Genomic DNA, 23,134 nt, shown 5'->3' with positions numbered 1-23,134 from the left:
GACTGGCAGAATGGCGAAGCGTGAGCATCGCCGGGAACGCGTACGGGCCCGTGCCGCGGGTTCGGGAGTTCCTCGGCGCGACCTCCGGCCGGCTGCTCGCCTCCGATCCGGGCCTGAACAGGTTGCGGTACGCGATCGGTGTCGCGGCCAGCACGGCGATCGCGATCGGGCTGATCCTGGTGCTGCTGCGGCCGGCGCCGCAGGTGGTGCTGCTCGGCGCCAGCGCGGCGATGATCTCGGCTTCCCAGCGGTTCGCGGCGACCCGTCTCAAACGCCTGGGCATCATCGCGTCGCTGTTCGTGCCGGCGGCTTTTTCGCTGACGGTGGCGACCCTGCTGTCCGGCTTCGCGATTGTCGCCGACCTGGCGTTCCTGGCGGTGATTTTCGCCGCCCTGCTGGCATTCGGCCGTCCGGTGTACGGGCAGCCGGCCGGCACGGTCGCCTTCATGATGTTCTTCTTCGCGCTGTTCATCCGGGCAAAACCACCGGAGCTGCCGGTCCTCTATCTGGCGCTGGTGATCGCGCTCGGGACCACCGCGGTGGTGACGGTCCTCGCCACCCGTACGTCCACCGCGCCGATGATCCAGCACGTTCGCCGCTCCTACCGCGCACGACTCTCACAAGTCCTGGACGCGGCCCTGCGATTGGTGGAGCAACCGCGTCCGGACGTACGAGACGCCCGCCGGGTGCTGCGCCGGGTGGCGCGGCTGCATGAGGCGGCGCTAGTCATCGAGGCCGAGCTGGACGCCACCGGTGAGGGCGAGCTGGCGGGCCTGCAACGCCGGATCCTGGACTCCGAGCTGGCCGTCGAGCGGCTGGCCGCCGAGGTTGGTCAGGTCTACAAGCAGCGGATTCCGGTCGAGGACCGGAGGCCGCTGGCCGCGCAGCTGCATGAGCTGCGAGTGTGGATCGACTCCGGCGACCCGAACGCGCCGGACCGGCTGGCCGCCGCTTCGGTCTGGCTGGACGTCGGTACGGCCGGCCCGGCGCGCAGCACCATGTGGGCGATCGCCGAGGTGGTGGAGGCGATCGAGCGGGCCCGCGAGCCCTTCGACGCCGCGGCAGCGCCGGCCGAGCAGCCGGTCAGTCCCGCTCGACCCGCGGCTGAACCAGCGGCGACGCCGGCCAAACGTACGCTGAGCGACCGGCTGACGCCGACCGTACGACGAGCCATCCAGGCCACCGTCGGCTGCGGGCTGGCGATCCTGTCCGGCGAGCTGCTGTCCGAACAGCGCTGGTACTGGGCGGTGATCACCGCGTTCATGGTCTTCGTCGGCACTGGCTCGGCCGGCCAGACGCTGGTCAAGGGCTTCCGGCGAGTGGCCGGCACGCTGATTGGCGTGGTCGCCGGCACCGTGGTGGCGAGCCTGCTGGGCGGCCATCTGGAACTGGCCGTGGTGCTCGCCTTCGTCTGCATCTTCGCCGGCTTCTACGCGCTGACACTTTCGTACGGGCTGATGGTCTTCTTCATCACCGTCATGTTGGGCATGCTCTACAGCCTGTTGGGGACGTTCACGCCGGAGTTGTTGCTGCTGCGCCTCGAAGAGACGGCGATCGGGGCTGTGTCGGGGATGGCCGCGGCCGTCCTCGTGTTGCCTACGACGGCCACCGCGGCCTCCCGGGAGGCCACCGCGAAGCTCCTGGAGGGCATCCGTGACTTCCTTTCCGACCTCGCCGGGGTGCTCGTTGACGCAGAGGCCCTGAACCTGGTGGACGGTGCCCGGGACATCGACACGGGGCTGTCCGAGCTGCACAAGATCGCCGAGCCGATCGTGCACCGAGCCACCCTGTTGCGGTCCCGGCGCAGCGATGCCCGCTTCACCCTCGCGCTGCTGGACGCCGCCGCGTACCACGTACGCAGCATCGCCGCGAACGCCGAGACAGCCGCGCTGGCCGGCGACGACGGCCTCGCGCTCGCGAACGTACGCATGCGGGACAACCTGCGGCTGATCGCGGACGGCCTGCGCGCCGACTACGGCCAGCCGGATCAGCCGGTGCGCAAGGGCGCCAGCCCGTCCGAGCTGATCGGTGCGCACCGGCGGGAGCGCGCTGGGGAATCCGAGCCTGCCCCGATGGATGAGCGGACCACCGTGCTGGTCGATCACCTCGACCGGCTGGACCGGACTGTGACCGGTCTGGCAACGCCGTTGGGCATCAGGATCGAGTAAGATCCTTTAACGGCAAGGACTATCGATTGCCGCCTGTGCAAGATAAACTCATCACGGATCACTGACCGTGAACCATATCTCACTCCATGACTATCCGTTTTGGGGTAGATAAGGTACATTTGGGTCATCTGGTGTCAGGCTGCAGCGCAGCAGTTCTGTCATTTTCACGGACTGTCGACGTGGTGTGCACCGGGAGGCCGGTCGTGGCAGGGCAGAAGAAAGGCTGGGGCGGTTACGCCCCCATTGTTGTCTTGGCGGCAGGAGCTGTCGCCGTTATCGCCCTTTTCGTGCTGGTTCGATGGGCGGTCGCGCATTGGCAGGTGTCCTTCGCCGTGCTGGCGGTGGGCAGTGTGGTGCTGATGCTCTTTATGCTCAAAACCTCGCCGACCCGCCGCAAACGCGGGCTGCTCAATGCCGCGCTGGACGAATTCGACGACCTCGACCCGCAGATTTTCGTCGCCGAGATGGCCCGCAGGCTGGCGCCGGCCGGTTTCACCGACGTGGAAATCCGCACTGCCGACGAGGTTGACCGGGACGTGCCGGATGTGCGTGCGATTGACCGGCTGGGCCGCCGGGTGCTGCTGCGGTGTGAGCAATACGTGGTGGAGAACATTGGCCCCAAGCATGTGAAAGCGCTGGATCACGACGCCATGGATGTTTATGGCGCTGATGTGGCGGTTCTGGTGACGAATCGCAAGGTGCTGCCGTCAGCGGCTATTTTGGCGGAGGACCTGGAAATGGTCACCGTCGACCGGACCGCGCTCGGCGAGTGGCTCGTCACCGGCGTGATGCCTTACGACGTGGAGCTCACCGCCTTCGGTGGGGACGAGCGCCGGATCGTCGCGCTGGACGCCGATCCTTATGCGCACACGTACGACGAAGACGTCATCGATCTGCGCAAGCAGCCGACGACTTCGCCGTGGTCGTCGATTTCCACCCAGAAGCCGGACATTACCCGCCGCCGCGCTTTGGGTGACCGGAAACGGTCGCCGGAAACTGCATAGCTGTGGTACGACACAGGTCATCTTGTCTCGATGACCTGGAGGTCCTCGCGTGGACGCTGACGCCCTTGCAGACATTCGCCGGCTGGACGCCATGGTCGATCACTGGGCTGACCGCAAGCCGGACGCGCTCGCGCTGGTTTTCGGTGACCAGAAGTGGACCTGGCGCCAGTTCCAGCAGCGCGGCGAAAAACTGGCCGCGGCGCTGGTGGCGGCGGGCGTACGACCGGGTGATCGCGTTGCCTCGTACGACAAGAACCACGTCGCCTGCCTGGAGCTGACCCAGGCGGCCAGCCGCGTCGGCGCGGTGAACACTGTCGTGAACTTCCGGCTGGCGCCTGACGAAGTCGCGTACGTCCTGGAAGACGCCGGTGCGACCGTGCTGTTTGTCGGCCACGAGTTCGTCGAGGTGTGGAAGCAGATCGCGGACCGGATAAACACCGTTCGCAAGGTCGTCGTGGTCGGCGGTTCGCCGGACGAGTACGAGGAACTGCTGGCCTCGGCGCCCGCGTACGAAGGCGTCGTTGACGTCCAGCCCGACGACGCTGTCAATCAGCTCTACACGTCCGGCACCACCGGATTCCCGAAGGGCGCGGTGCTCAGCCATCGCGCGCTGCTGGCGCACACGCGCGCGTGCACCGAGCTCTTCCAGACCTGTGAGGGCCGCGTCAGCCTGGTCGCGATGCCACTGTTTCACGTCGGCGGGTCGTCGTACTCGCTGATCGCGCTCTACGCGGGCGTGCCGACGGTGCTCGTACGCGAGGCGCATCCGACTTATCTGCTGCCGGCCATCGAGGAAAACGGCGCCAATCAGGCTTTCCTCGTACCAGCGCTGATCGGCATGCTGCTGGCCGCCGGCGAGCCGGCGATCCACGCGCTGGGCAAGCTGGAAGCGCTCGCCTACGGCGCCTCGCCGATGCCGTTGCCGCTGCTGGAACGCTGTGTGCAGCTGCTGCCCACCACGGTCAGCCTGATGCAGGTCTACGGTCTGACCGAGGTCAGCGGAGTGGCGACCAGCCTGGCCGACGGTGACCACCGCGACCCCGCGGTCCGGCACCGGCTGCTGTCCGCCGGCAAGGCGAATCCGGGTGTCGAGGTGCGGATCCTGGATCCCGGCACCAGCGCCCCGGCCGAGCAGGGCGTGTCTGGTGAAGTGCAGCTGCGTACCGAGCAGGTGATGACCGGCTATTGGAATCGGGCGCAGGCCACCGCCGAGGCGATCGACAGCGACGGGTGGTTCCACACCGGCGACATCGGCTACCTCGACGAGGACGGTTATCTCTTTATTCACGACCGGCTGAAGGACATGATCATTTCTGGCGGCGAGAACATTTACTCGTCAGAGGTGGAAAACGCGGTGGCCGCACATCCGAGCGTCGCGGACGTTTCGGTGATCGGCATTGCCGACGAGAAATGGGGCGAGGCGGTGAGAGCGGTGGTCGTTCCGGTGCCCGGACAGCGAATCGACGCGGCCGAGATCATCGAATTCTGCCGTGGCCGGCTGGCGCATTACAAATGCCCGAAGTCGATCGTGGTCACCGAGGAACTGCCGCGTAACCCGTCTGGAAAGGTTCTCAAGAACGACCTTCGCAAGACGTTTGGTCAATAGCGGGTAAAGAACAGGCATCCGGTCATCTTGTGTGTTTCCTGTGTCTTTCGGAACTCCGGTGCGTCCGCGTACGTTTGCCATTCCCGTGAGTGCTGACAGAAGGATCACCGCTGATCTGGCCCAGGACCGCCGCCGCTTCCTCGGGGTGATGGCGCTCGGGGTGCTGGGGCTGGCCGCCGGCTGCGGCGGCCAGCAGGCGGCCTCGTCCCCGACGTCGGGTTCGCCGGTCGCGGCCGGTCCGAGCCACACCGACAACCCGTCGCCGGCCGCGCCGGACTCGTTGCCGCCGATCCCCAAGCCGCGGCCGGGGGTCGCGGAATTGGTGAACTCCACGGCCGGCAAGGAGTGGGAGCCGCCAAAGAACACCAAGCGGATCATCCTGACCGTCGACGACGGCTACGACGCCGCCACGGTCGCCGCCTATGCCGACTTCGCCGCCCGGACGGGCATCCCGCTGACCTTCAACCCGAACGGCACGTACCAGAAGATCTGGAACCCGCACGCGGACAAGCTCGCTCCGCTGATCGAAAAGGGCCAGGTGCAGATCGGCAACCACACCTTCACCCACCAGAGCATCGTCGGCCGGTCCGAGGCCGCCATTCGCGGTGATATCGAACGCAACGAAGAATGGATCAACAAGAAGTTCGGGATCACTTCCCGGCCGTATTTCCGGCCGCCTTTTGGTACGCACAACAAGGAAACAGACCAAATTGTCGCGGGTATTGGATTCACCAAGATCCTGTTGTGGGACGGCACTCTCGGTGATTCGAAACTGCTGACTCCGGACAAGCTGCTCTATTTCGCGAACGAATACATGACCGGCGGGCGGATCGTACTGGGGCATGCGAATCACCCGACGATCACGCACATGTTCGACAAAATCGAAGACCTGATCAAGGAACGCAAACTCGAGCCGGTCACGCTGGACACCATGTTCGGCACCAGCCGCGCCACTGGGTAGTTCTACGACCGGCGGCGGGCTTTGGCTTTGTTGGCGGCTTGTTTGCGGGGCTGCTTGGGCTGCGGAGGTGTGGGCGGGCGGCCGCGAGTGCTGTTGACCGTACGGCCGCGGACAATGCCGATGAACTGTTCCATCAGGTCGGTGGTTTCGTCTTCCAGCCAGGACAGCCCCACGTCCGAGGCCGGCGCGTCCGACACCGGGCGGTAGATGAGGTCCGTACGGTGATGCAGCCGGGCGAGCGACTGCGGCACGACCAGCAGCCCGACGCCGGCCGCGACCAGCTCGATCGCGTCCGCCGTGGTGGCTGGGCGCTGCAGCGCCGGCTGGCCCGGCGGGCGCTCCCAGGTGAGGAAGTCGTCGAGCGGATGCAGCAGGGTCTCGTCGGCCAGGTCGGCTGCCGAGACCTGCTCGGCCGCGGCCACCAGGTGGTCCTTCGGGGCCACCACGACCGGCGTCTCGGTGTAGAGCGGGATCACGGACAGGCTCGTACGATCGATCGGCAGGCGTACCAGCCCAGCCTCGGCGTCCCGCTGGCGAAGCAGGTCGGCGGCTTCGGCCGCGGACACCGTGACCAGCGTCAACGGCACCTCGGGCAGCCGCTCCTGCCACGTCCGCACCCACTTGCCGGGCATCACTCCGGGCACGTACGCGAGTCGGAAAGCGGGAGCTGTCACGGCGCCAGGCTACCGGGCGTGGTCATGGGCGCATACGCGCTCGGTAGCCTTGACGGTATGACGTCCCGCATGACTACCCAGACCATGAAGCCGGCGACCGCCGCCAAGAAGCTGGGCGTGTATCTCCAAGCCACTCCCGCCGAGTTCCAGGAGGGGGTCGTCTCGCGCGAGGAGCTGAACGCGCTGCAGGCCGATCCGCCGGAGTGGCTGCGAGACCTGCGCCGCGACGGCCCGCACCCGCGGCCGGTGGTCGCGTCGAAGCTGGGTGTCTCGATCGCGGGCCTGGCGCGCGGTGGAATCACCGATACGCTGACCACCGAACAAATCGAAGCAGTAAAGGCGGACCAGCCTGAGTGGCTGCTGCGAGAGCGCGCCACCCAGGCCGACGTGCAGAAACAAGCCTTGCGGATCAAGGAAAAGAAGGCCGACTCCTGAACCCGGTCAGCTGCACAGGTGGGTCCAGAAATGCGAGCTGATCGAATCGTTGGCATTCGAGCCGTCGCTCCACCGCTGGTTCGCGAGGTTTGACCACGAGTCGCCGCGGCTCAGGCACATCGAGGGTCCGCTGTAGTTCCCGTCCTTGAAGAACCGTACGGCGTCGTACTGGCCGGTGTAGCCGTTGTTTCGCACCGATGAGGCGACATCGTTGAACCCGCAGCTGGACCACCCGGCGGAGTCGCCGCCCCACGAGCAGCTCCGGCCGCTGAAGTTGGCATCGGAATAGGCCCAGAGCAAGCCGTCGGGATCCATCGGCCGCACTGTCTGCGGCCTCGTCGGCTGAGGTGCCGCCGCGGCGGGCAGTGCCGGCGCGTACAACGCCATCGCCATACTGGCGGCGAGCAATGCGTAGATGCCTTTTCGCATTTCTATTGGCCTCCTCGATAAGTAGAACCCGGACTACTTATCAATATTGTGGCGAATAGGTATTGGTCAACCCCTAAAGCCAATTGGCGACAATTCTCCCCCCACATCGGAAATTTGTGGTTGTCATCGAAACCGCCGGGGTTTCCGAATATGACAGTTATCATAGGAAAAACTGGCAGTTTGTCAGAGAGTGGCGTCGAGCCAGTCATAGATCCGACCAGTGGCCAGTCGTTGCGCGCCGACATGGCAGTGCGCGTCGGCACCTTCCTCGGCGGTGAATCGCAGCATGGTCTTTGGGCCGGTGAGGTGGTCGAACAGCTGCTGTGGTTCCGGCTTGGTTTTCCCATCACCGGAGAAGAACAGGTCATCGGCCGCGTCGCAGACCAGGACCGGGCAGGTAATCCGCTCGGCGATGCCGTTGCGTACGTGATAGTCCAGGTAACTCGCCACGAAAGCGCGATCGCTGCTGGCGCCCATCACATACCGGCCGTGGTCCAGTGCCCACCGGATGGTCGGGTTTTGCTTCCGGGCCACCGCGAAGATGGCGTCGAGTTCGGGATCGGTTGCGGCGTTCGCCCTGTTGGCCAGTTCTTCCCGGCTGAAAGGCAATGCGGACGTGACGGCGGTGGCTGCGTCGTACACACCGTCGACAGCGATTACCGCGGCGATCCGTGGTTCGTACGCGGCCGCCCGTGGCGCCAAGGCGCCGCCGAGACTCAGTCCCAGCAACGCGATCCTGGCCGGATCCACCTCTGGTCGCGTGATCGCATAGTCCAGCACCGGACCGACCACGTTTTCCCAGTCGGGACGGAAAACCAGTCCACTACCGTGAATGGCGGCCGGCTGCCCCGGCCCGTCGAACGTGAGCACATGGTAGCCGCGTTCGGCGCCGAGAGCGCCGAAGAAGTGCATTTCCTCGGCCGCACCATCGAAACCGTTGTGCATCACCAGGAGAGGCTTCGGTCCGTCTCCGGGAGCGCGGTAGAAATACCCGTGCAGCACGGTTCCCTCGTACGGGATCTCCACCGGCACGATGTTTTCGCTGAGTGCCGCCTGGAAACATTCGACACTGCGCTCGTACGCATATGCGATGCGGGGGTCTTCTGGCTTGCCGTGCAGGAAAAATTCCGCCGAGCGATAGTACGTCGACGCGCGCAGGTTCAGCTCCCGCGCGGTGACCGGATGTGCCTTCGCCGCCTCGCTGGCGAGCCGTTCCGCGGTGGCCAGCCACGCGTCGTGCCAGCTGTCGTAGTCGCCCGCCACGATCCGGTCGGCAGTCGCCACCACCTCGCCGAAGTCGGCGCCGCCGTACGCCGCGTGACCGAAGACCCGAAGCGTCTCGTACCAGAACTGCTGGTCATGGGGGAAGAGAAGCTGCTTCATGAGGAGTCCCTCCATCTGGACGATACGGTATCGTCCCGGCCAACCGTACGACGGACGGTACCGTCTCGTCCAGACGCTAGGGTGGGGTTATGACGCGTCGCACACCGTCGGGAGCAGCTGTCCTGCAGCCCGAAGTCACCACAGCCATCGTCGACGCCGTGTTCGACGAGCTGGTCGACAAAGGCGTCGGTCGGCTGTCGATGGAAGGTGTCGCGGCCCGCGCCGGCGTCGGCAAGAGCGCTCTTTATCGGCGCTGGCCGTCCAAGGACAAAATGGTGATGGCCGTCCTCGCCGACCTCAGTGTCCCGCTGGCCGAGATCACCGACACCGGCTCGCTGCGTGGCGATGTCCGGGCAACTGTGGAAGCGGTCACCGGCTGGATCACCCACCCGAAGTTCCGCCGCGTCCTCGCGGACCTGATAGCCGAGGGCGAGCGGCATCCCGAACGAGCCGCCGCGGTCGTCGACGCCATTGGCGGCCCGCGCCGCGAGCACGCGTTCGCCACCCTTCGCCGCGCCATCGACCGCGGCGAACTGCCCGCCGACGTCGACCTGGAACTAGCCGCCGACCTGTTCGCCGCCCCGATGTACTGGCGGATGATCGTGCGCCGTGGCCCGGTTGAGGACGATTATCTCGACCGCGTTACCGAAATGATTCTCCGGGCCCTCGGAGCAACGACCTGCTGACATCGTGAGTACGGTCGCCGTTTTATCGCTCGCTGTCGCGTACGACTGTGCCGCCCTGGATGACCGTACGGATGCGGGTGGGATCGGCGAGGGTGGCGATGTCGTTGAGAGGATTCCCGTCCAGCACAAGGAGATCCGCGTATGCGCCGACCTCCAGGGTTCCGATTTCGCCGGTCATGCCGATGAGGTCGGCGCCGATGGTGGTGGCGGAGCGAATGATGTCGATGGGAGTCTGCACCTGCGAGCGGATCCGGAATTCGTGGTTTTGGTGCCGATGCATGCCACCCAGGAGATCCGTCCCGTACGCCATCTTCACCCCACCGCGAGACGCGAGTTCCAGGGCGGCGAGGCCGGCGTCGAGGACTTCGTCGACTTTGCGCCAGCTGGACTCTGGCAGGCCGTAGGTCATGCCTTCTTCCTTCAGTGCCCAGTATGTGACCAGGGTTGGCACCAGAAAGGCATCTTTCTCAGTAAAGAGTGAAACACTCCGTGCGTCCATCAGGTTTCCGTGTTCGACACAGCGAAGTCCGGCTTCCAGGGCGCGATTGACCGCGCGGGCCGTGTACGCGTGCGCGGTGACATAGCGGTTGGCGGCCTCGGCTTCGGCGACGACCGCATGGAGTTCGTCCATCGAGTATTGGGTCGAGTCGATCCGATCGGTGGGGGAGGCGACGCCGCCGGAGCCCATGACTTTCAAGTGGTGGGCGCCTTTGCGGAGCTCGTCGCGGGCGGCCGCCCGGATCGCGTCGACGCCGTCGGCGATCCGGCTGAGGCCGGCGCCGCAGGGAAGCGCGTTGTCGCCGCGGGTGCGGCCGTCGCCGTGGCCGCCGGTCTGGCTGAGCGCACGGCCGCCGAAAATCAGCCTTGGGCCGCGAATGAGTCCTTCTGATTGTGCGTCGGCCAGACCGAAATCGGCGCCAGCGACATCGCGGACGGTGGTGAAACCGCGGTCCAGCATCTCGCCCATGATGCGGGCGCTGTGCGCCGCCAAATAGGACGGGGACCAGGTGGAAAGGGAGCCGAGATCGGCGGTCGCGGCGGTGACGTGGACATGCGCGTCGATCAGGCCGGGCATCACCACCGCGCCCGCCAAGTCCAGCACCGGTACGTGATCGGGAGCTGCCAAAGCGGTGCCGGTCTCGGCGATCCGGCCGTCGGCGCAGCGCAGGTCGCTCTCGGTCAGGTCACCGGTTCGTACGTCCAGAAGCAAAGCATTACGCAGCAGCAAAACCGTCTCCCTTATTGAGCTCGAGCGCTCAGGTCCTCCAGTGAGCGACCGGCGGTGGACAGTCCGAAAATCACCGTACCTGCCACCCCGATGACCAATACCACCGTGGTGAGGCCGAAAACTCCGGCGAAGCCGAGGCTGGCTGAGAACAGGCCGATCAGCGACGGCGCGAGAATGCTGCCGATCCGGCCGAAAGCGCTGGACAGGCCGGCGCCGGTGGCCCTGATCCAGGTCGGGAAAACCTCCGGTGTGTACGCGTAAACACCGGCGTACGTGCCATTGAGGAAGAAGGACAGCACCGCGCCGGCGATGGTGATCGTCAGCGGTGTGGAGGTCTGGCTCAGCCAGTACGCGCTGACCGCCGCGCCGGCCAGATAAATCGCGATGGTGTTCTTGCGATCCGCTCGCTCGCACAGCCAGGCGGCCGAGAAATAGCCGGGAATCTGGGCCAGGTAGATGATGATCGAGAATTCGAAGCTCTTGGTGACGGTGATTCCCCGTTGGACGAGCAGGGTGGGGATCCACGAGAAGAAACCGTAATACGAGAACGTGATCACGAACCAGATCAGCCAGGTCACCGCGGTACGGGCCGCCATCGGCCGGCTCCAGAGGAACCGCAGCGCCCCGAAAAGGCCGACCGCCGTGCGAGCTCGTTCGGTTTCCGGTGCGGTGGCTGGGATCGGCGGCAACGGCCGGCCGGTGGCGGATTGGACCCGTTTCTCGATCGCGTCCACCACCGCGTCGGCCTCGGCCGTACGTCCTTGGGAGACCAGGAAACGGGGCGACTCGGGCAGCGACCGGCGCCACCACAGCAACATGATCACTGGCACCGCTGTCAGCAGTTGGGCGTAGCGCCAGCCGTCCGCGGCGGCCGGCACCACGAAGCGGCCGATCAACGCGGCCGTCACGTAACCGAAGGAGAAGAAGCCGGCCAGCGCGCCGACAAACCAGCCGCGTCGGGCGGCCGGCACGAACTCGGCGAGGAAGGGCGCGATGATCGCGCTTTCCGCGCCGGTGCCGACGCCGGCGAGCACCCGCGCGCCGACGAAAAACGGATAGTTCGGCGCGGCGGCTGAAACGACGGAGAACACGGCGTAGAACGCGAGCGCGTACATCATGACCCGGCGCCGGCCGATCCGGTCGCCGAGCAGGCCCGCGATGGTGGCGCCGATCAGGTAGCCGAAGGGGGTGGCCGAGCCGATCAGGCCGAGCTGGCCGTTGCTGAGGCTCCAAGCGGCTTGTGCGCTGGGCAACAGAAACGCCACCACAGCGGCGTCCATGCCGTCGAACGTGTAGCCCAGGCCGCCGAGGAAAAGCAGTCCGTAGTGCGGCCGGCTGAGGGGCAGCCGGTCCAACCGGGCCGCCACCGAACCCGTTGCCGCGACGGTCATGGAAGTCCTCTCGATCGATGGGCGATCATTCGACGCTAATTGTTAGGTAGTCGCGTACAACGTTGCAACCTGTCCATTCAGGGGCCACATCTGGACACCGGTAAGAGGTGGTCATTTGCCAGCTTGTTACTTAATACCTAATGTTTACCTGGACCTGTAGATTTTTTGTATCGCCATGTGTCATGGTGAATTCGCCTGGGCGCCGCGCCATAACCCCCGCTTTGACCGTTCGCCGACAGGTTCGCGGCGTCCCGACACCTGCCGGAAATATTGAGGGAATCGGGCCATGAGACGAAAATTCTTCCGCCCCACGCTGACCGCGATGAGCGTCAGCCTACTCACTGTCGCGACGATGGCGGTGTTCGTGCCGCCAGCCGCCGCGGACACCCCGGGCCAGGAACTGGCCGCGTTGACGGTAAAGCCGAATGGTCCGCTGACTGGCTACAGTCGGGACAAGTTTCCGCACTGGCACATCGTTTCCGGGACGTGTGACACCCGTGAGGAAGTCCTGAAACGGGACGGCACGAATGTCACCGTTGGCAGCAACTGCTATCCGACCGCCGGCTCCTGGACCAGCCCGTACGACGGTGCCACCTGGACGAAGCCGTCGGACGTCGATATCGATCACATGGTGCCGCTGGCGGACAGTTGGATGACCGGGGCCAGCACCTGGACGACGGCCAAGCGGGAGGCTTTCGCGAACGACCTGACCAGGCCGCAGCTGCTGGCCGTGACCGACAATGTGAACCAGTCCAAGGGAGATCGGTCGCCGGACGTGTGGAAGCCGCCTCTGCAGTCGTACTGGTGCACCTATGCCACCCGCTGGGTCGAGGTAAAGTTCTATTATCAACTTTCGGTGACTTCAGCGGAAAAGAGCGCGCTTTCCTCGATGCTCGGCCGCTGCTGACAGCCTGCGGCCAGATCGCTGGAGACTAGGGTTTAAGTCTGTCTTAGACTTCGGCTGCGAATTGCCCGGCTAAGTCACCGTATATCGCGGTTGCCGGGCAATTTCGTACGCGATGGCCTTCCAATGTTGGCCTGTCGTTCGCCTTTCGAACCGGCTACGGCAAATTGCCGCGATTCAGATTCCCCCGGACCTGTAATCCCCTCGGACCACGAAAGGGCAGCCAACCATGCCCGAACTCACCCGTCGCCGCCTGCTCGGCGCGGCCGCCGCGACCAGTGCGGCGGCGATCGCCTCGCCGCTGTTGCCACCGAACGTACGACGTGCGCTGGCCGCCGAGGCACCGCGCAACAGCGATCTGCGCGACATCGAGCACGTTGTCCTGCTGATGCAGGAAAATCGGTCCTTCGATCACTACTTCGGGACCATGAAAGGCGTACGCGGCTTCGACGACCCGACCGCGATCACGCTGTCCACCGGTAAGTCGGTCTTCTACCAGCCGGACGCGGTGAACCCGGACGGTTACCTGCTGCCTTTCCACCTGGACACCAAATCCAGCAGCGCGCAGGCGATCCCGTCCACCAGCCACGCGTGGTCGGTGCAGCACCAGGCCTGGAACAACGGGAAAATGGACCAGTGGTTGCCGGCGCACCGGGCCGCCGACAAGGCCAACGGCCCGTACGTGATGGGTTACTACAACCGCGACGACATCCCGTTCCAGTTCGCGCTGGCCGAGGCATTCACCATCGGTGACCACTACCACTGCGGAGTTTTCGGCCCCACCTGGCCGAACCGGATGATGTGGATGACCGGCACCATCGATCCGGCCGGGCTCGGCGGTGGCCCGATCATCAGCAATGTGGCGCCCAAGGGTGGCTACACCTGGACGACGTACGCGGAGCGACTGCAGCAGGCGCAGGTGAGTTGGAAAGTCTACCAGACCATCGACAACTACGGCTGCAACATGCTGGAGAACTTCAAGCCGTTCCTGGACGCCAAACCTGGCGATCCGCTTTACGACCGGGGCGTCAGCAAGGGGCATCCGAATGACTTCGAGGATGACGTACGCAACGACCGGCTGCCCACCGTTTCGTGGCTGATTCCCACCTCGTACGAATCTGAGCACCCGAACTACCTGCCGGCCGCCGGCGCGGATTTCGTGGCCCGCAAAATCGAGGCGCTCGCGTCGAACCCGAAGGTGTGGCGCAAGACCGCGTTTATCCTGAACTACGACGAGAACGATGGCCTTTTCGACCATGTCGTGCCGCCGACCCCGCCGGCCGGCACCGCCGGTGAATTCATCGGCGGACTGCCGATTGGTGCCGGTTATCGGGTGCCGCTGGTGATCGTGTCGCCGTGGACCGCCGGCGGCTGGGTGGCGACCGAGAACTTCGACCACACTTCGGTGTTGCGTTTCCTGGAAAAACTGACCGGCGTGCACGAGCCGAACATCAGCGACTGGCGGCGGGAGACGTTCGGGGACCTCACGTCCGCTTTCCGGTTCCGGTCGGCTCGCCCGTACCCGCCGCGGCTGCCGGACACCCGCAAGCAGCTGCAGCAGGCGCAGAAGGAGGTCTGGTCGCTGCCCGCGCCGACCCTGCCTGGCGCCGCCCAGACCCCGCCGAAGCAGGAGCCGGGCACCCGCCCGCACACTCCCTGAGGTCGATCGCTCGGCATCCGACGCCGGCGGGCCGGGGACGGCTAACGTAGGGGGGTGGCAGGGCCGACGAAGCAGCAGCTGGTGTACGACGAGCTGCGCAAACGTATCCTGGCCGGCACCTACGGCCCGGGCTTTCGGCTGGTCATCGACGGCATCGCGAGCGAGCTGGGGGTGAGCGCGGTGCCGGCCCGGGAGGCGATCCGCCGACTGGAGGCCGAGGGCCTGGTCATCTTCGAACCACAGGTCGGCGCTCGGGTGTCGCCGGTCGACCCGGGCCAGTTCACCGAGGAGCTGTCGGTGCTCGCGGTGCTGGAGGGCTATGCGACCGTGCTCGCCGCTCCGCTCGTACGAGCGCAGGACCTGCGGCTGCTGCGCGAGATCAACGCGCGGATGGTGGACTGCCTGGACCGGATGGACTCGCTGACTTTTGGTGCCCTCAACCGAGAATTCCACGCCGCCATCTACGCTCGCTGCCCGAGTCCCTATTTGGTCGAGCTGATCGAGGCCACCACGGCCCGGCTGGATCGGATCCGCAGGACGGTTTTCCTGCAGATCCCGTACCGTGGCAAGGCCTCGATCGCGGAGCACGACGGCCTGATCGACCTGATGTCCACCGGCGCCGGCCCGGCCGCCATCGAAACGGCGGCCCGCGAACACAAGCTCCACACCGTGCAGAGTTTCACCGAGTGGCAGGCACGCCGTTCATAGCCGCCGCCCGGCGGTCGGCGGCGAGTGACCCGAGCGCGATGGCGAGCCCCGCGACCGTCAGCGCGGCGCCGACGAGGTAGATCGCGCGTACGCCCGGACCTGCGATGATGGCGCCGCCGAGCCAGCCGGCGAAGGCCGCCGCCAACTGGTAGCCGGACGCGTTGACCGCCAGCGCGAGCGTCGGTGCGCCGGCGGCCGCGGTCAGCACCCGGGTCTGGGTGCCGGGGACGATCGCGAAAGCCAGCAGGCCGATGACGAACGTCAGCGCGACCGCGGCCACCGGGAATCCGCTCAGCAGCCAGAAAAGTCCGAGGGCCAAGGCCAGGACGGCCAGCAGGCCAGCCAAAGACGGCATCAGCGCCTTGTCGGTCAGCCAGCCGCCGAGGAAGTTGCCGGCCACCGCGCCGGCGCCGTACACCAGCAGCAGAACCGGCATCGCGGCCAGACTGAAACCACTGACACCGGTCAGGAGTGGCGTGATGTAAGAGAAAACCGTGACGATGCCGACGTTGCCCACGACCGTCAGGATGATCGCGAGTTGTACGCCCCGATTGCCGAGCACCCGCAGTTCACCCAGGACCGATCCGGCTGACGGCGTTGTTGGCGTACGGACGTACAGAAGCACCAACAAAAGTGCCAGCACAGTGACCGCGGCGACCGCTGCGAAGGTCGCTCGCCAGCCGAAAGTGTGGCCGACGAAGGTGCCGATCGGGGTGCCCAGGATGATGCCGAGGTTCAGGCCCAGCGTCAGTTTCGCCACCGTGGAGCCCTCTTTTCCGGGCGGCGCGGTGGAAACGGCGACGGCGATGGCGACAGCGAAGAAGGTCGCCACGATCAGCCCGGCGAAGAATCGTGCGATCAGCAGAAGAGCGTAGTTCGGGGCCAGCGCCGACCCCAGGTTTCCGAGGATGGAGACCACAATCAGGCCGATGATGAGCGGTTTTCGGGGCAGCCGTGCGGTGAGTACGGTCACCACCGGGCCGCCGATGATCATCCCGAGCGCGTACGCGGTCACCAACAGACCGGCCGCCGGGATCGACACCGACAGGTTGCCGGCCACCTCGGGAAGGATGCCGGCGATCACGAATTCGCCGGTGGTGAGGCTGAACACCACCAGCATGAGGGAAAAGACGGAGACAGGCACGCGTACTCCAATGATTCGAGTTCACATAATGCGAACTAGAACTATCACAGTTCGAAGCGTACGCGCTAGAGTCGCTGTGTGGACAGTGAGATGGACCGGGACGTGTGCAAGCTGATTCACCAGTTCGCGCAGCGGCTCGATGTCCACGTGCGCCACATCGCCGACGAGCTGGGCATCACGCCGACTCAGGTGGTGGCGCTGCGTGAGCTTTCCGAGCCGATCACCGCCCGCGAGCTCGCCACCCGGATGGTCTGCGAGCCGTCCAACGCGACCTTCATCCTTGACCGGCTGGAAGAGCAGAGCCTGATCGAGCGTCAGCCGCACCCGTCCGACCGGCGTGCCAAGCAGATCGTCCTCACCTCGGCCGGCCATCGCTTTCGCGCCGACGTACTCAAACGGCTGGACACCCAGTCCCCGCTGACCTCGCTCACCACGTCCCAGCAGGAGTCCCTCCGCCAACTCCTGCGAGCGCTGGTTTCGAGCTAGCCCGGGCGTTAGCCGAGTTCGTAGGTGATTTGGCGGGCCGCTTTGACGATTTCGCGGCCGGCGAGGTGGGGGTCGCGGTCGTCGACCCAGACGGCGCTGATGCTCGCGTCGACCTCGCGGCCGGGCAGCTGGATCGGCGCGCCGACGCCGCTCGCGCCGGCCAGCAGCTCGCCGTGCGAAATCGCGTAGCCGGCCTTGCGGGCCTGGGTGACGGTGTCGCGCTCGCCGGGGCGGGCCGGCCGGCCGGACAGGAGTGCGATGCCGGAGGCGGCGACGGTGATCGGGTGGCGCAGGCCGGTGCGGTACGCGATGTGCAGGTCCGTGCTGCGTGGCTGCAGGACCGCGGCGACCACCGCTTCGTCGCCGTCCCGCAGGGTCAGCGCGGTGGTGGCGCGCAGCCCGTCGGCCAGCCGTTGCAGGATCGGCACGGTCACCTCGCGCAACCGGGACCGCACTCGGCTGGCCAGCTCGATCAGCCCAGGGCCCAGCACATAGCGGCCATTTTCCAGTCGTATCACCAAACGTTGCTCAACCAGCGGCCCGAGCAGTCGGTAGATGCCGGCCCGGTGCGTCTGCAGGGTCTGGGCCAGCTGCGACACCGACAGCCCGTCCGGATGGTCGCCCAGCGTCTTCAGCACGCGTAGGCCGCGCTCGAGGGTGAGCGAGTGGGCTCCGGCGTGCTCGGTGGGCGTCGGCTTACCCGGCGTATTCATTCCCGCACGATATCCGGTCGGAACGCGCACGTGGCCGCAAATCCGAGAAGGAGTGTGTACGGAAGGGGTACACGGCGTACGGATTTCGTACTACACTCCGAGTCATGGTGCGTGACACACCTGCCGACCGGCTGGCAGCCGGAAATCTGAGAGCGGCACTGGGCCGGTTCATCACCGGTGTCGTGGTGGTGACCTTCGAGGCCGACGGCCCGCGCGGGATCACGGTCAACTCGTTCACGTCGGTGTCGATGACGCCGCCGTTGGTGCTGGTGAGCATCGCGCACCGCGCGCGGTCGCACGATGCCTTGCTCAGCAGCGAATTCTGCGTCAACGTGCTCGGTGCCGAACAGGAAGCGGTGGCCCGCTGCTTCTCCGGTGTGCGGCCGGTCGACCCGCGGTGGGTGGCGGGCGTACGGGTGCCACGGCTCGCCGGTGTGCTGGCGTGCCTGGAGTGCAAGCCATGGCGCTGCTACGACGGCGGCGATCACACGTTGGTGGTGGGCGAAGTCACCGATGTGGCGTATCGGGACGGCGAGGCGCTCGCGTACGGGAACAGCAGATTCACCGGTGTCGCGGAACCGGACACCGGGATGGAATTTCTCCTCTAGAGCTGGGAAGGCGGACCTCGATGGGTGCCAGGACAGGCAAGGAGTACGTGGAGCGGCTGGCCAACGCGCGGCCGACCGTCCACATCAACGGTGAGGAAGTCACCAGCGGGATCCCTGAACACCCGGCGTTTCGCAACGTCGTACGCACGTATGCCGAGCTTTTCGATCTGCAGCACGACGAACGGTTTCGCGACCAGCTCACGTATGTGTCGCCGACCAGCGGTGACCGGGTCGGAACCTCTTTCCTGGTCCCGAAAACCGCCGAGGATCTGGTCGCTCGCCGGACCATGGTGAAGACCTGGGCCGATTACAGCATGGGCTCGCTTGGCCGTACGGGCGACTACCTGAACAGTGCGTTGATGGCGTTGTCGCAGGCGCAGGACTGGTTCCGCCAAGCGGATCCGCGGTTCGCCGACAACATCAAAAACTACTATGAAATGGTGCGCGAGCAGGACCTGCTGACCACTCACACGTTGATCCCGCCGCAGGCCAACCGGGCCACGGGCGGCGGCCAGCAGCTCGGCGGCAAGCTGACCGCCCGCGTTGTTTCCGAGGATGACAACGGAATTGTCGTCGAAGGCGCGCGCATGCTGGCGACCATCGGACCGACCGCTGATGAGTTGCTCGTCTTCCCGTCGACGGTGCTGCGCGGTACGCCCGAGGACGCGCCCTATTCGTTCGCCTTCGCGATTCCGTGTGACGCGCCTGGCCTGCGGTTCGTCTGTCGGGAGTCTTTTGACTACGGCGGCTCACATTTCGACCACCCGCTGTCCACTCGCTTCGAGGAGATGGACGCGGTCGTCATCTTCGACAAGGTCCACGTGCCGTACGAGCGGGTGTTCATGCTCGGGCATCCGGAGCTGTGCAACACCTTCTACAGCGACACCGGCGCGGTTGTGCACATGTCCCACCAGGTCGTCACGCGTACGACCGCGAAGACCGAATTCGTGCTGGGCCTGGTGTCCGCGCTGACCGAGGCGATCGGCATCGAGAAATTCAGCCACGTGCAGGAAAACGTCGCCGAGATCATTGTCGCGCTGGAGATTTTGCGCGGCCTGCTGCGGGCTTCGGAAGCGGACGCGACGGTCAACGCGTACGGTGTGCTGACGCCGAAATGGGAGCCGTTGAACGCGGCCCGCAACTACTATCCCAAGCTTTACCAGCGTTTCCCGGAAATCATCCGCAAGCTCGGCGCCAGCGGCCTGATGTCACTGCCGACCGAGGCGGACGTGTCCGGCCCGGCATCGGCCGATATCGCGCAGTATCTGCAGTCGGCTACCTTGGACGGCGCTGAGCGGGTGCGCCTGTTCCGGCTCGCGTGGGACCTGGCGGTGTCCGCTTTTGGTGGCCGGCAGGCTTTGTACGAGTACTACTTCTTCGGCGACCCGGTCCGGATGGCTGGTGCGCTGGTCAGTGGCTACGACCGCCAGCCGTATGTCGACCGCGTCCAGGAATTCCTGCACCGGGGTTAGGCCTTTTCCCGCAGGGAATCCGCCGCCGTGGCGGGTTCCCTGCGGGGTTCGCGAAAGACCCACCAGCGGGACGCGCTGTACGTGAACATGGCGACACAGAAGGAAGCGGTCAGCCGGGCGATGCGAAAGTCCAGGCCCAGCCCGGAAAGTACGGTCGTTACGCCGAGCGTGAGCAGATAGTCACCCAGAACCACGAACGCGTACTTGATCGCCTGCTTGCCGACCGGTGCGTGTGACTGGAAGTTGATCGTGCGGTTCAGCACGAAGTTCAGGCCGAAAGCGGTCAGGTAAGCGATCGAGATGGCCGCTCCCAACGGAAGCGAAGTTGTCGCGCGGAGCAACGAAAGCAGCGCGAGATCGATGCCGAGCGTGAAGGCACCGAGAATCGCGAAACCCACCAGGTCGCGCGGCATCACACGGCGGGAGCCCGCCGGCAGCCGGTCCACCCAGCCGGTCAGGAAGTCGCCGAACCGCTCCGCACGCGTACGCCCATTCACAGCACCGATCTTGCCCAGGTCACCCGTGGTCGCCGCCAGCGCACCGGCGTTCGTACGTCGGATCGTCACTGGAAAGTCATTTCCGGTAGGCCTGGCGGTCGCGTACGCTGGCACCTCGTGACTACCGCCGTCCGGTCCCGCGCGATGGCTCCCGTCATTGTCGCGTTGGCGATCGACATGGTCGGGACGGGCATCTTCCTGCCGGTCTCACTGCTTTATTTCATTGTGGTGGCCGGCATTCCGGCCGGCACCGTGGGCATCTGCCTGACCGTCGCCAACCTGATCTCGCTGCCGCTGCCATTGCTGGTCGGCATGCTGGTCGACCGGATCGGGTCGCGCCTGGTGGTGGTCATCGGATTGTTGTTGCAGGGCGCGGGCTTCCTCGGCTATCTCGCGGTCCGTACGCCGTTCTGGCTGGTGATCGCCGCGCTCACCGTCGCGGTTGGCGTGCGGTTCTTCTGGTCCGCGGTTTTCACGCTGGTGACCGAACGCAGTGAACCGGAGCGCCGGGACCACTGGTTCGGTATTTTCGGCGCCGTGCAGAATGCCGGCATCGGCGTCGGGTCGTTGATCAGCGCCGGACTGGTCCTGCTCGGTACGCATGCCGCGTACCACTTTGTCATCGTGGTCAACGGGCTCTCGTTCGTGGTGGCGGCCGCGGTGGTGATGCTCGTTGGCCAGTCAGGAAATCCGGCAACTCATGAGAAAGAGGCGAACGAGCCGTCGGTGCCGCTCGGGCGTAATCGACCCTACTTGGCTCTGATCGGCATCAACACGATTTTCGCCCTGTGCTCGGTGATGCTTGGCGTCGGCGTACCCATCTACGTGGACCTCGGACTGCACCAGCCTGGCTGGGTGACCGGCGTCCTCTTCGCGGCCAACACGGTCGCCATCGCGTTGTTGCAAACCCAGGTTGTCAGATGGCTGAAAGGCCGCCGCCGGGTTCGCATCATGATGTTTTCCGGAATTCTGTGGGCTGGCTGGGCGGTCTGCTTGGCGCTGGCTGTCCGCACGCCGTCGATCCTGGTCGTGCCACTGCTTTTCGTGGTGACCGCCGCTTTCACCACGGCCGAAATGACGCACGGCCCAACCTCGAACGGATTGTCCGCAGGTGCCAGCCCGGTCGCCGGCCGGGGTCGCTATATCGCCGCTTTCCAGTATTCGTGGGCTTTCGCGAACGTCTTGGCGCCGGCGCTTTTCACCCAGCTTTTCGCGGTGGCCACAATCCTTCCGTGGATCGTGATCGCGGCACTGGCTGCCTTGGCCGCCGTCGCCGTACGCGCCCTGGAACGCCACCTCCCGGCCGCCGCCCTGCGCACCTGACCGACCGTCAGTCGGGGAGGTCTTCTGGGCGGTCGGCGTCGGTGCCGTCGGCGATGTCCTCGCAGGGGATTTCGGCGACGACGTGACTTTTGAGGTAGTCGCGGGCGCCGCGGTCCTCGACGGCCACTTCGCGTACGCCCGCCCAGTGGTCGCGGCCAATCAGCACCGGGTGGCCGCGTACGTCGGAGTAGCTGGCCTGCACCAGTGCGCTGGGGCTGGCGAAAGCGGCGACGCGGCGGACCGCGGCGGCCGTGATGCCTGGCGTGTCGACCGGCAGGATCAGCGCGGCGGCCAACTCCGGGTCGCCTGCCAGCGCGTCCAGGCCGTGCCGCAGAGAGGAGCCCATGCCGGTTGGCCAGTCGTCGTTGACGAGCGTACGTACGCCCGCAAGCTCGGCTTTTTCCGCTACTTCTTCAGCGCAAGCGCCGAGAACGACGATGACGGGGGAGCAGCCACCGTCGGCTAGTACGGCCGCGGCCGACTCGACGAGCAGCGCGCCGCGGTGTCGTACGAGCGCCTTGGGCATCCCGAAGCGCCGGCCGGCGCCGGCCGCCAGCAGCAGGCCGGCGACCGGCGGACGCGGCGCCCGTACGCTCACAGGAACGGGCGACCGAGCCGCAGCGAGACCACGTCGGAGACATATCGGCCGCCGGCGGTGTCGCCTGGCACGACCAGCCGCGGCATCGCGAGCGCCACGCCGTCTTGTTTGGTGGCCACCAAAATCTGCTTTCCGGCGAACTTCGGATCGAATTCGCCCCACGCGACCGTCGCCTGGTAGTCGTCCGAGCCGGTCGCCAGCACCGCGTACCGCAGCTGCACATTCTTGACAGTGCTGGGAAAACGTGGCTTGGCGGCAGTGATCACATCGAGCAGCAGCGGGCCGCTGAAGGTGTGCGTCTGGTTGCCGGCGCTGGAGGAGAAGGTCACGGTGACTGTTTTCTGCGCCAGTTTGGCCAGGCTCGCGGCGCTCGCGCAGCCCGGCCGAGAGACGTTTCCGCTGATCACCGCGCCGCCCTTGCACCACTGATGGGCCGGAGTGGCTGGCGCCGCGGCGGTCGGTGCGGCGGCACTGGACAGCGCGGCCGCAGTGGCCACCGCGGCGGCGGACAGCGCGAGGAAGCGGATCGTACGCATGAAACCTCCTGCTTAGGCGAGGCTGGCCGGGAAACCGCCGGTCGCCACCGGGCTCCACCGCTGCGGGGTCACCCGCAGCAGTGACTTTCCCTGCTTCTGCATGGCCGCACGGTACTCGTCCCAGTCCGGGTGTTCACCGGAGATCGACCGGAAGTAGTCGACCAGCGGCTCGATTGCCTCGGGCAGGTCCAGCACCTCGGCCTCGCCGTCGACCTGCACCCACGGGTCGGACCAACCGGGCGACATGACGAGTACGCTGACGCGATTGTCTCGCCGGGCGTTGCGGATTTTGGCGCGGTCCGGGTAAGTCGCGATGACGATCCGCCCCTCGCCGTCGACACCGCAGGTCACTGGGGATGCCTGCGGCCCGCCGTCCTTGCGTCGGGTGATCACGATCGCGTTGTGGCGGCTGCTCAGGAACTCGACGAGCGCCGCCTTGTCAACGGCCGTGTTGGTGGCAATCTGAGGACTCATATCTCCAAGCCTATGCGCCGGGCCGGCCCGCCGCCGAGCAGGCGGC

Annotated in this window: 24 protein-coding genes; 13 read left to right on the top strand and 11 right to left on the bottom strand. The window is 66.1% G+C overall.

Features of this window, described 5'->3' with window-relative positions:
- The first annotated feature begins 20 nt into the window (after positions 1–20).
- The 4 genes from ABD301_RS04275 (at position 21) to ABD301_RS04260 (ending at position 5,739) form a co-directional block, all read left to right on the top strand.
- Positions 21–2,168, top strand: coding sequence for an FUSC family protein (locus ABD301_RS04275; protein ID WP_344307308.1), 2,148 nt, complete (start codon positions 21–23; stop codon positions 2,166–2,168).
- Positions 2,169–2,371: 203 nt separating this feature from the next.
- Positions 2,372–3,172: a restriction endonuclease gene (locus ABD301_RS04270; protein WP_344307306.1), complete on the top strand. Its 801-nt coding sequence runs from the start codon at positions 2,372–2,374 to the stop codon at positions 3,170–3,172.
- A gap of 49 nt (positions 3,173–3,221) precedes the next feature.
- Positions 3,222–4,778 carry a long-chain-fatty-acid--CoA ligase gene (locus ABD301_RS04265; protein ID WP_344307304.1) on the top strand — a complete coding sequence of 519 codons (1,557 nt, stop codon included), beginning with the start codon at positions 3,222–3,224 and terminating at the stop codon, positions 4,776–4,778.
- 85 nt (positions 4,779–4,863) lie between these two features.
- Entirely contained in the window at positions 4,864–5,739 is an 876-nt protein-coding gene (locus ABD301_RS04260; protein WP_344307302.1) for a polysaccharide deacetylase family protein, read from the top strand.
- Between the two features lie 2 nt (positions 5,740–5,741).
- Here ABD301_RS04260 and ABD301_RS04255 read toward each other — a convergent pair whose 3' ends face one another.
- On the bottom strand, positions 5,742–6,371 hold the full coding sequence (locus ABD301_RS04255; protein WP_344307401.1) for a LysR family transcriptional regulator substrate-binding protein: 630 nt from the start codon (positions 6,369–6,371) through the stop codon (positions 5,742–5,744).
- 99 nt (positions 6,372–6,470) lie between these two features.
- Here ABD301_RS04255 and ABD301_RS04250 point away from each other — a divergent pair, with 99 nt between their 5' ends.
- Complete coding sequence (locus tag ABD301_RS04250; RefSeq protein WP_344307300.1) at positions 6,471–6,848, top strand: DUF5997 family protein; 378 nt, start codon at positions 6,471–6,473, stop codon at positions 6,846–6,848.
- A 6-nt stretch (positions 6,849–6,854) separates the two neighbouring features.
- On the opposite strand, the gene ABD301_RS04245 is transcribed toward ABD301_RS04250, so the two are convergent.
- Positions 6,855–7,277: a peptidase inhibitor family I36 protein gene (locus ABD301_RS04245; protein WP_344307298.1), complete on the bottom strand. Its 423-nt coding sequence runs from the start codon at positions 7,275–7,277 to the stop codon at positions 6,855–6,857.
- 183 nt (positions 7,278–7,460) lie between these two features.
- Entirely contained in the window at positions 7,461–8,660 is a 1,200-nt protein-coding gene (locus tag ABD301_RS04240) for an alpha/beta hydrolase family protein (protein WP_344307296.1), read from the bottom strand.
- Positions 8,661–8,749: 89 nt separating this feature from the next.
- On the opposite strand from ABD301_RS04240, the gene ABD301_RS04235 reads away from it, so the two are divergent.
- Positions 8,750–9,346: a TetR/AcrR family transcriptional regulator gene (locus tag ABD301_RS04235; protein WP_344307294.1), complete on the top strand. Its 597-nt coding sequence runs from the start codon at positions 8,750–8,752 to the stop codon at positions 9,344–9,346.
- 22 nt (positions 9,347–9,368) lie between these two features.
- Here ABD301_RS04235 and ABD301_RS04230 read toward each other — a convergent pair whose 3' ends face one another.
- Together ABD301_RS04230 and ABD301_RS04225 are read right to left on the bottom strand one after the other, a co-directional pair.
- Positions 9,369–10,574 (bottom strand): metal-dependent hydrolase family protein, encoded by a 1,206-nt coding sequence (locus ABD301_RS04230; protein ID WP_344307292.1) that lies wholly within the window; start codon positions 10,572–10,574, stop codon positions 9,369–9,371.
- A gap of 11 nt (positions 10,575–10,585) precedes the next feature.
- The gene (locus tag ABD301_RS04225; protein WP_344307290.1) at positions 10,586–11,965 is read right to left on the bottom strand and encodes an MFS transporter; all 1,380 of its coding nucleotides are present in this window, start codon (positions 11,963–11,965) and stop codon (positions 10,586–10,588) included.
- A gap of 286 nt (positions 11,966–12,251) precedes the next feature.
- On the opposite strand from ABD301_RS04225, the gene ABD301_RS04220 reads away from it, so the two are divergent.
- The 3 genes from ABD301_RS04220 to ABD301_RS04210 all read left to right on the top strand — a co-directional run bounded on the left by ABD301_RS04220 (position 12,252) and on the right by ABD301_RS04210 (position 15,237).
- Complete coding sequence (locus ABD301_RS04220; RefSeq protein ID WP_163567304.1) at positions 12,252–12,872, top strand: HNH endonuclease family protein; 621 nt, start codon at positions 12,252–12,254, stop codon at positions 12,870–12,872.
- Positions 12,873–13,098: 226 nt separating this feature from the next.
- The gene (locus ABD301_RS04215; RefSeq protein WP_344307288.1) at positions 13,099–14,529 is read left to right on the top strand and encodes an alkaline phosphatase family protein; all 1,431 of its coding nucleotides are present in this window, start codon (positions 13,099–13,101) and stop codon (positions 14,527–14,529) included.
- Positions 14,530–14,583: 54 nt separating this feature from the next.
- Positions 14,584–15,237 carry a GntR family transcriptional regulator gene (locus ABD301_RS04210; RefSeq protein ID WP_344307286.1) on the top strand — a complete coding sequence of 218 codons (654 nt, stop codon included), beginning with the start codon at positions 14,584–14,586 and terminating at the stop codon, positions 15,235–15,237.
- On the opposite strand, the gene ABD301_RS04205 is transcribed toward ABD301_RS04210, so the two are convergent.
- Complete coding sequence (locus ABD301_RS04205; protein WP_344307284.1) at positions 15,209–16,381, bottom strand: MFS transporter; 1,173 nt, start codon at positions 16,379–16,381, stop codon at positions 15,209–15,211. The genes ABD301_RS04210 and ABD301_RS04205 overlap by 29 nt on opposite strands.
- A gap of 78 nt (positions 16,382–16,459) precedes the next feature.
- Here ABD301_RS04205 and ABD301_RS04200 point away from each other — a divergent pair, with 78 nt between their 5' ends.
- The gene (locus tag ABD301_RS04200) at positions 16,460–16,867 is read left to right on the top strand and encodes a MarR family winged helix-turn-helix transcriptional regulator (protein ID WP_279579486.1); all 408 of its coding nucleotides are present in this window, start codon (positions 16,460–16,462) and stop codon (positions 16,865–16,867) included.
- Positions 16,868–16,875: 8 nt separating this feature from the next.
- Here the strand turns inward: ABD301_RS04200 and ABD301_RS04195 are convergent, their stop codons facing one another.
- A complete protein-coding gene (locus tag ABD301_RS04195) occupies positions 16,876–17,580 on the bottom strand; it encodes an IclR family transcriptional regulator (protein WP_344307281.1) in 705 nt (234 codons plus the stop codon).
- Between the two features lie 104 nt (positions 17,581–17,684).
- Between ABD301_RS04195 and ABD301_RS04190 the strand changes: the two genes are divergently transcribed.
- Both ABD301_RS04190 and hpaB read left to right on the top strand, forming a co-directional pair.
- Positions 17,685–18,188, top strand: a complete 504-nt coding sequence (locus ABD301_RS04190) for a flavin reductase family protein (protein WP_344307279.1) — start codon at positions 17,685–17,687, stop codon at positions 18,186–18,188.
- A 20-nt stretch (positions 18,189–18,208) separates the two neighbouring features.
- Complete coding sequence (gene hpaB, locus ABD301_RS04185) at positions 18,209–19,660, top strand: 4-hydroxyphenylacetate 3-monooxygenase, oxygenase component (protein ID WP_344307277.1); 1,452 nt, start codon at positions 18,209–18,211, stop codon at positions 19,658–19,660.
- Here hpaB and ABD301_RS04180 read toward each other — a convergent pair.
- On the bottom strand, positions 19,657–20,226 hold the full coding sequence (locus ABD301_RS04180; RefSeq protein ID WP_344307275.1) for a GtrA family protein: 570 nt from the start codon (positions 20,224–20,226) through the stop codon (positions 19,657–19,659). The two genes, hpaB and ABD301_RS04180, sit on opposite strands and share 4 nt — an antisense overlap.
- Positions 20,227–20,274: 48 nt before the next feature.
- On the opposite strand from ABD301_RS04180, the gene ABD301_RS04175 reads away from it, so the two are divergent.
- Positions 20,275–21,480, top strand: coding sequence for an MFS transporter (locus ABD301_RS04175; RefSeq protein ID WP_344307272.1), 1,206 nt, complete (start codon positions 20,275–20,277; stop codon positions 21,478–21,480).
- A 7-nt stretch (positions 21,481–21,487) separates the two neighbouring features.
- On the opposite strand, the gene ABD301_RS04170 is transcribed toward ABD301_RS04175, so the two are convergent.
- The 3 genes from ABD301_RS04170 to ABD301_RS04160 are packed head-to-tail and all read right to left on the bottom strand — an operon-like array spanning position 21,488 to position 23,088.
- A complete protein-coding gene (locus tag ABD301_RS04170; RefSeq protein WP_344307270.1) occupies positions 21,488–22,078 on the bottom strand; it encodes a nucleotidyltransferase family protein in 591 nt (196 codons plus the stop codon).
- Positions 22,075–22,614, bottom strand: coding sequence for a molybdopterin-binding oxidoreductase (locus tag ABD301_RS04165; protein ID WP_344307268.1), 540 nt, complete (start codon positions 22,612–22,614; stop codon positions 22,075–22,077). The genes ABD301_RS04170 and ABD301_RS04165 overlap by 4 nt, the downstream gene beginning before the upstream one ends.
- A 12-nt stretch (positions 22,615–22,626) precedes the next feature.
- A complete protein-coding gene (locus tag ABD301_RS04160; RefSeq protein ID WP_163567310.1) occupies positions 22,627–23,088 on the bottom strand; it encodes a PPOX class F420-dependent oxidoreductase in 462 nt (153 codons plus the stop codon).
- Positions 23,089–23,134 lie beyond the last annotated feature (46 nt).

Source organism: Fodinicola feengrottensis (genome assembly GCF_039530045.1).
GTDB classification, from domain to species: Bacteria; Actinomycetota; Actinomycetes; order Mycobacteriales; family HKI-0501; genus Fodinicola; species Fodinicola feengrottensis.
The sequence above is the reverse complement of the archived record's forward strand: the minus strand, read 5'-3'. Positions and strand labels throughout refer to the sequence as shown.

What these genes read in the sequence shown, in the direction of transcription:
- ABD301_RS04255 (WP_344307401.1), bottom strand. Translation starts at nt 6,371, where the DNA reads ATGCCCGGCAAGTGGGTGCGGACGTGGCAGGAGCGGCTGCCCGAGGTG.
- ABD301_RS04250 (WP_344307300.1), top strand. Translation starts at nt 6,471, where the DNA reads ATGACGTCCCGCATGACTACCCAGACCATGAAGCCGGCGACCGCCGCC.
- ABD301_RS04245 (WP_344307298.1), bottom strand. Translation starts at nt 7,277, where the DNA reads ATGCGAAAAGGCATCTACGCATTGCTCGCCGCCAGTATGGCGATGGCG.
- ABD301_RS04240 (WP_344307296.1), bottom strand. Translation starts at nt 8,660, where the DNA reads ATGAAGCAGCTTCTCTTCCCCCATGACCAGCAGTTCTGGTACGAGACG.
- ABD301_RS04235 (WP_344307294.1), top strand. Translation starts at nt 8,750, where the DNA reads ATGACGCGTCGCACACCGTCGGGAGCAGCTGTCCTGCAGCCCGAAGTC.
- ABD301_RS04225 (WP_344307290.1), bottom strand. Translation starts at nt 11,965, where the DNA reads ATGACCGTCGCGGCAACGGGTTCGGTGGCGGCCCGGTTGGACCGGCTG.
- ABD301_RS04220 (WP_163567304.1), top strand. Translation starts at nt 12,252, where the DNA reads ATGAGACGAAAATTCTTCCGCCCCACGCTGACCGCGATGAGCGTCAGC.
- ABD301_RS04215 (WP_344307288.1), top strand. Translation starts at nt 13,099, where the DNA reads ATGCCCGAACTCACCCGTCGCCGCCTGCTCGGCGCGGCCGCCGCGACC.
- ABD301_RS04195 (WP_344307281.1), bottom strand. Translation starts at nt 17,580, where the DNA reads ATGAATACGCCGGGTAAGCCGACGCCCACCGAGCACGCCGGAGCCCAC.
- ABD301_RS04190 (WP_344307279.1), top strand. Translation starts at nt 17,685, where the DNA reads ATGGTGCGTGACACACCTGCCGACCGGCTGGCAGCCGGAAATCTGAGA.
- hpaB (WP_344307277.1), top strand. Translation starts at nt 18,209, where the DNA reads ATGGGTGCCAGGACAGGCAAGGAGTACGTGGAGCGGCTGGCCAACGCG.
- ABD301_RS04165 (WP_344307268.1), bottom strand. Translation starts at nt 22,614, where the DNA reads ATGCGTACGATCCGCTTCCTCGCGCTGTCCGCCGCCGCGGTGGCCACT.
- ABD301_RS04160 (WP_163567310.1), bottom strand. Translation starts at nt 23,088, where the DNA reads ATGAGTCCTCAGATTGCCACCAACACGGCCGTTGACAAGGCGGCGCTC.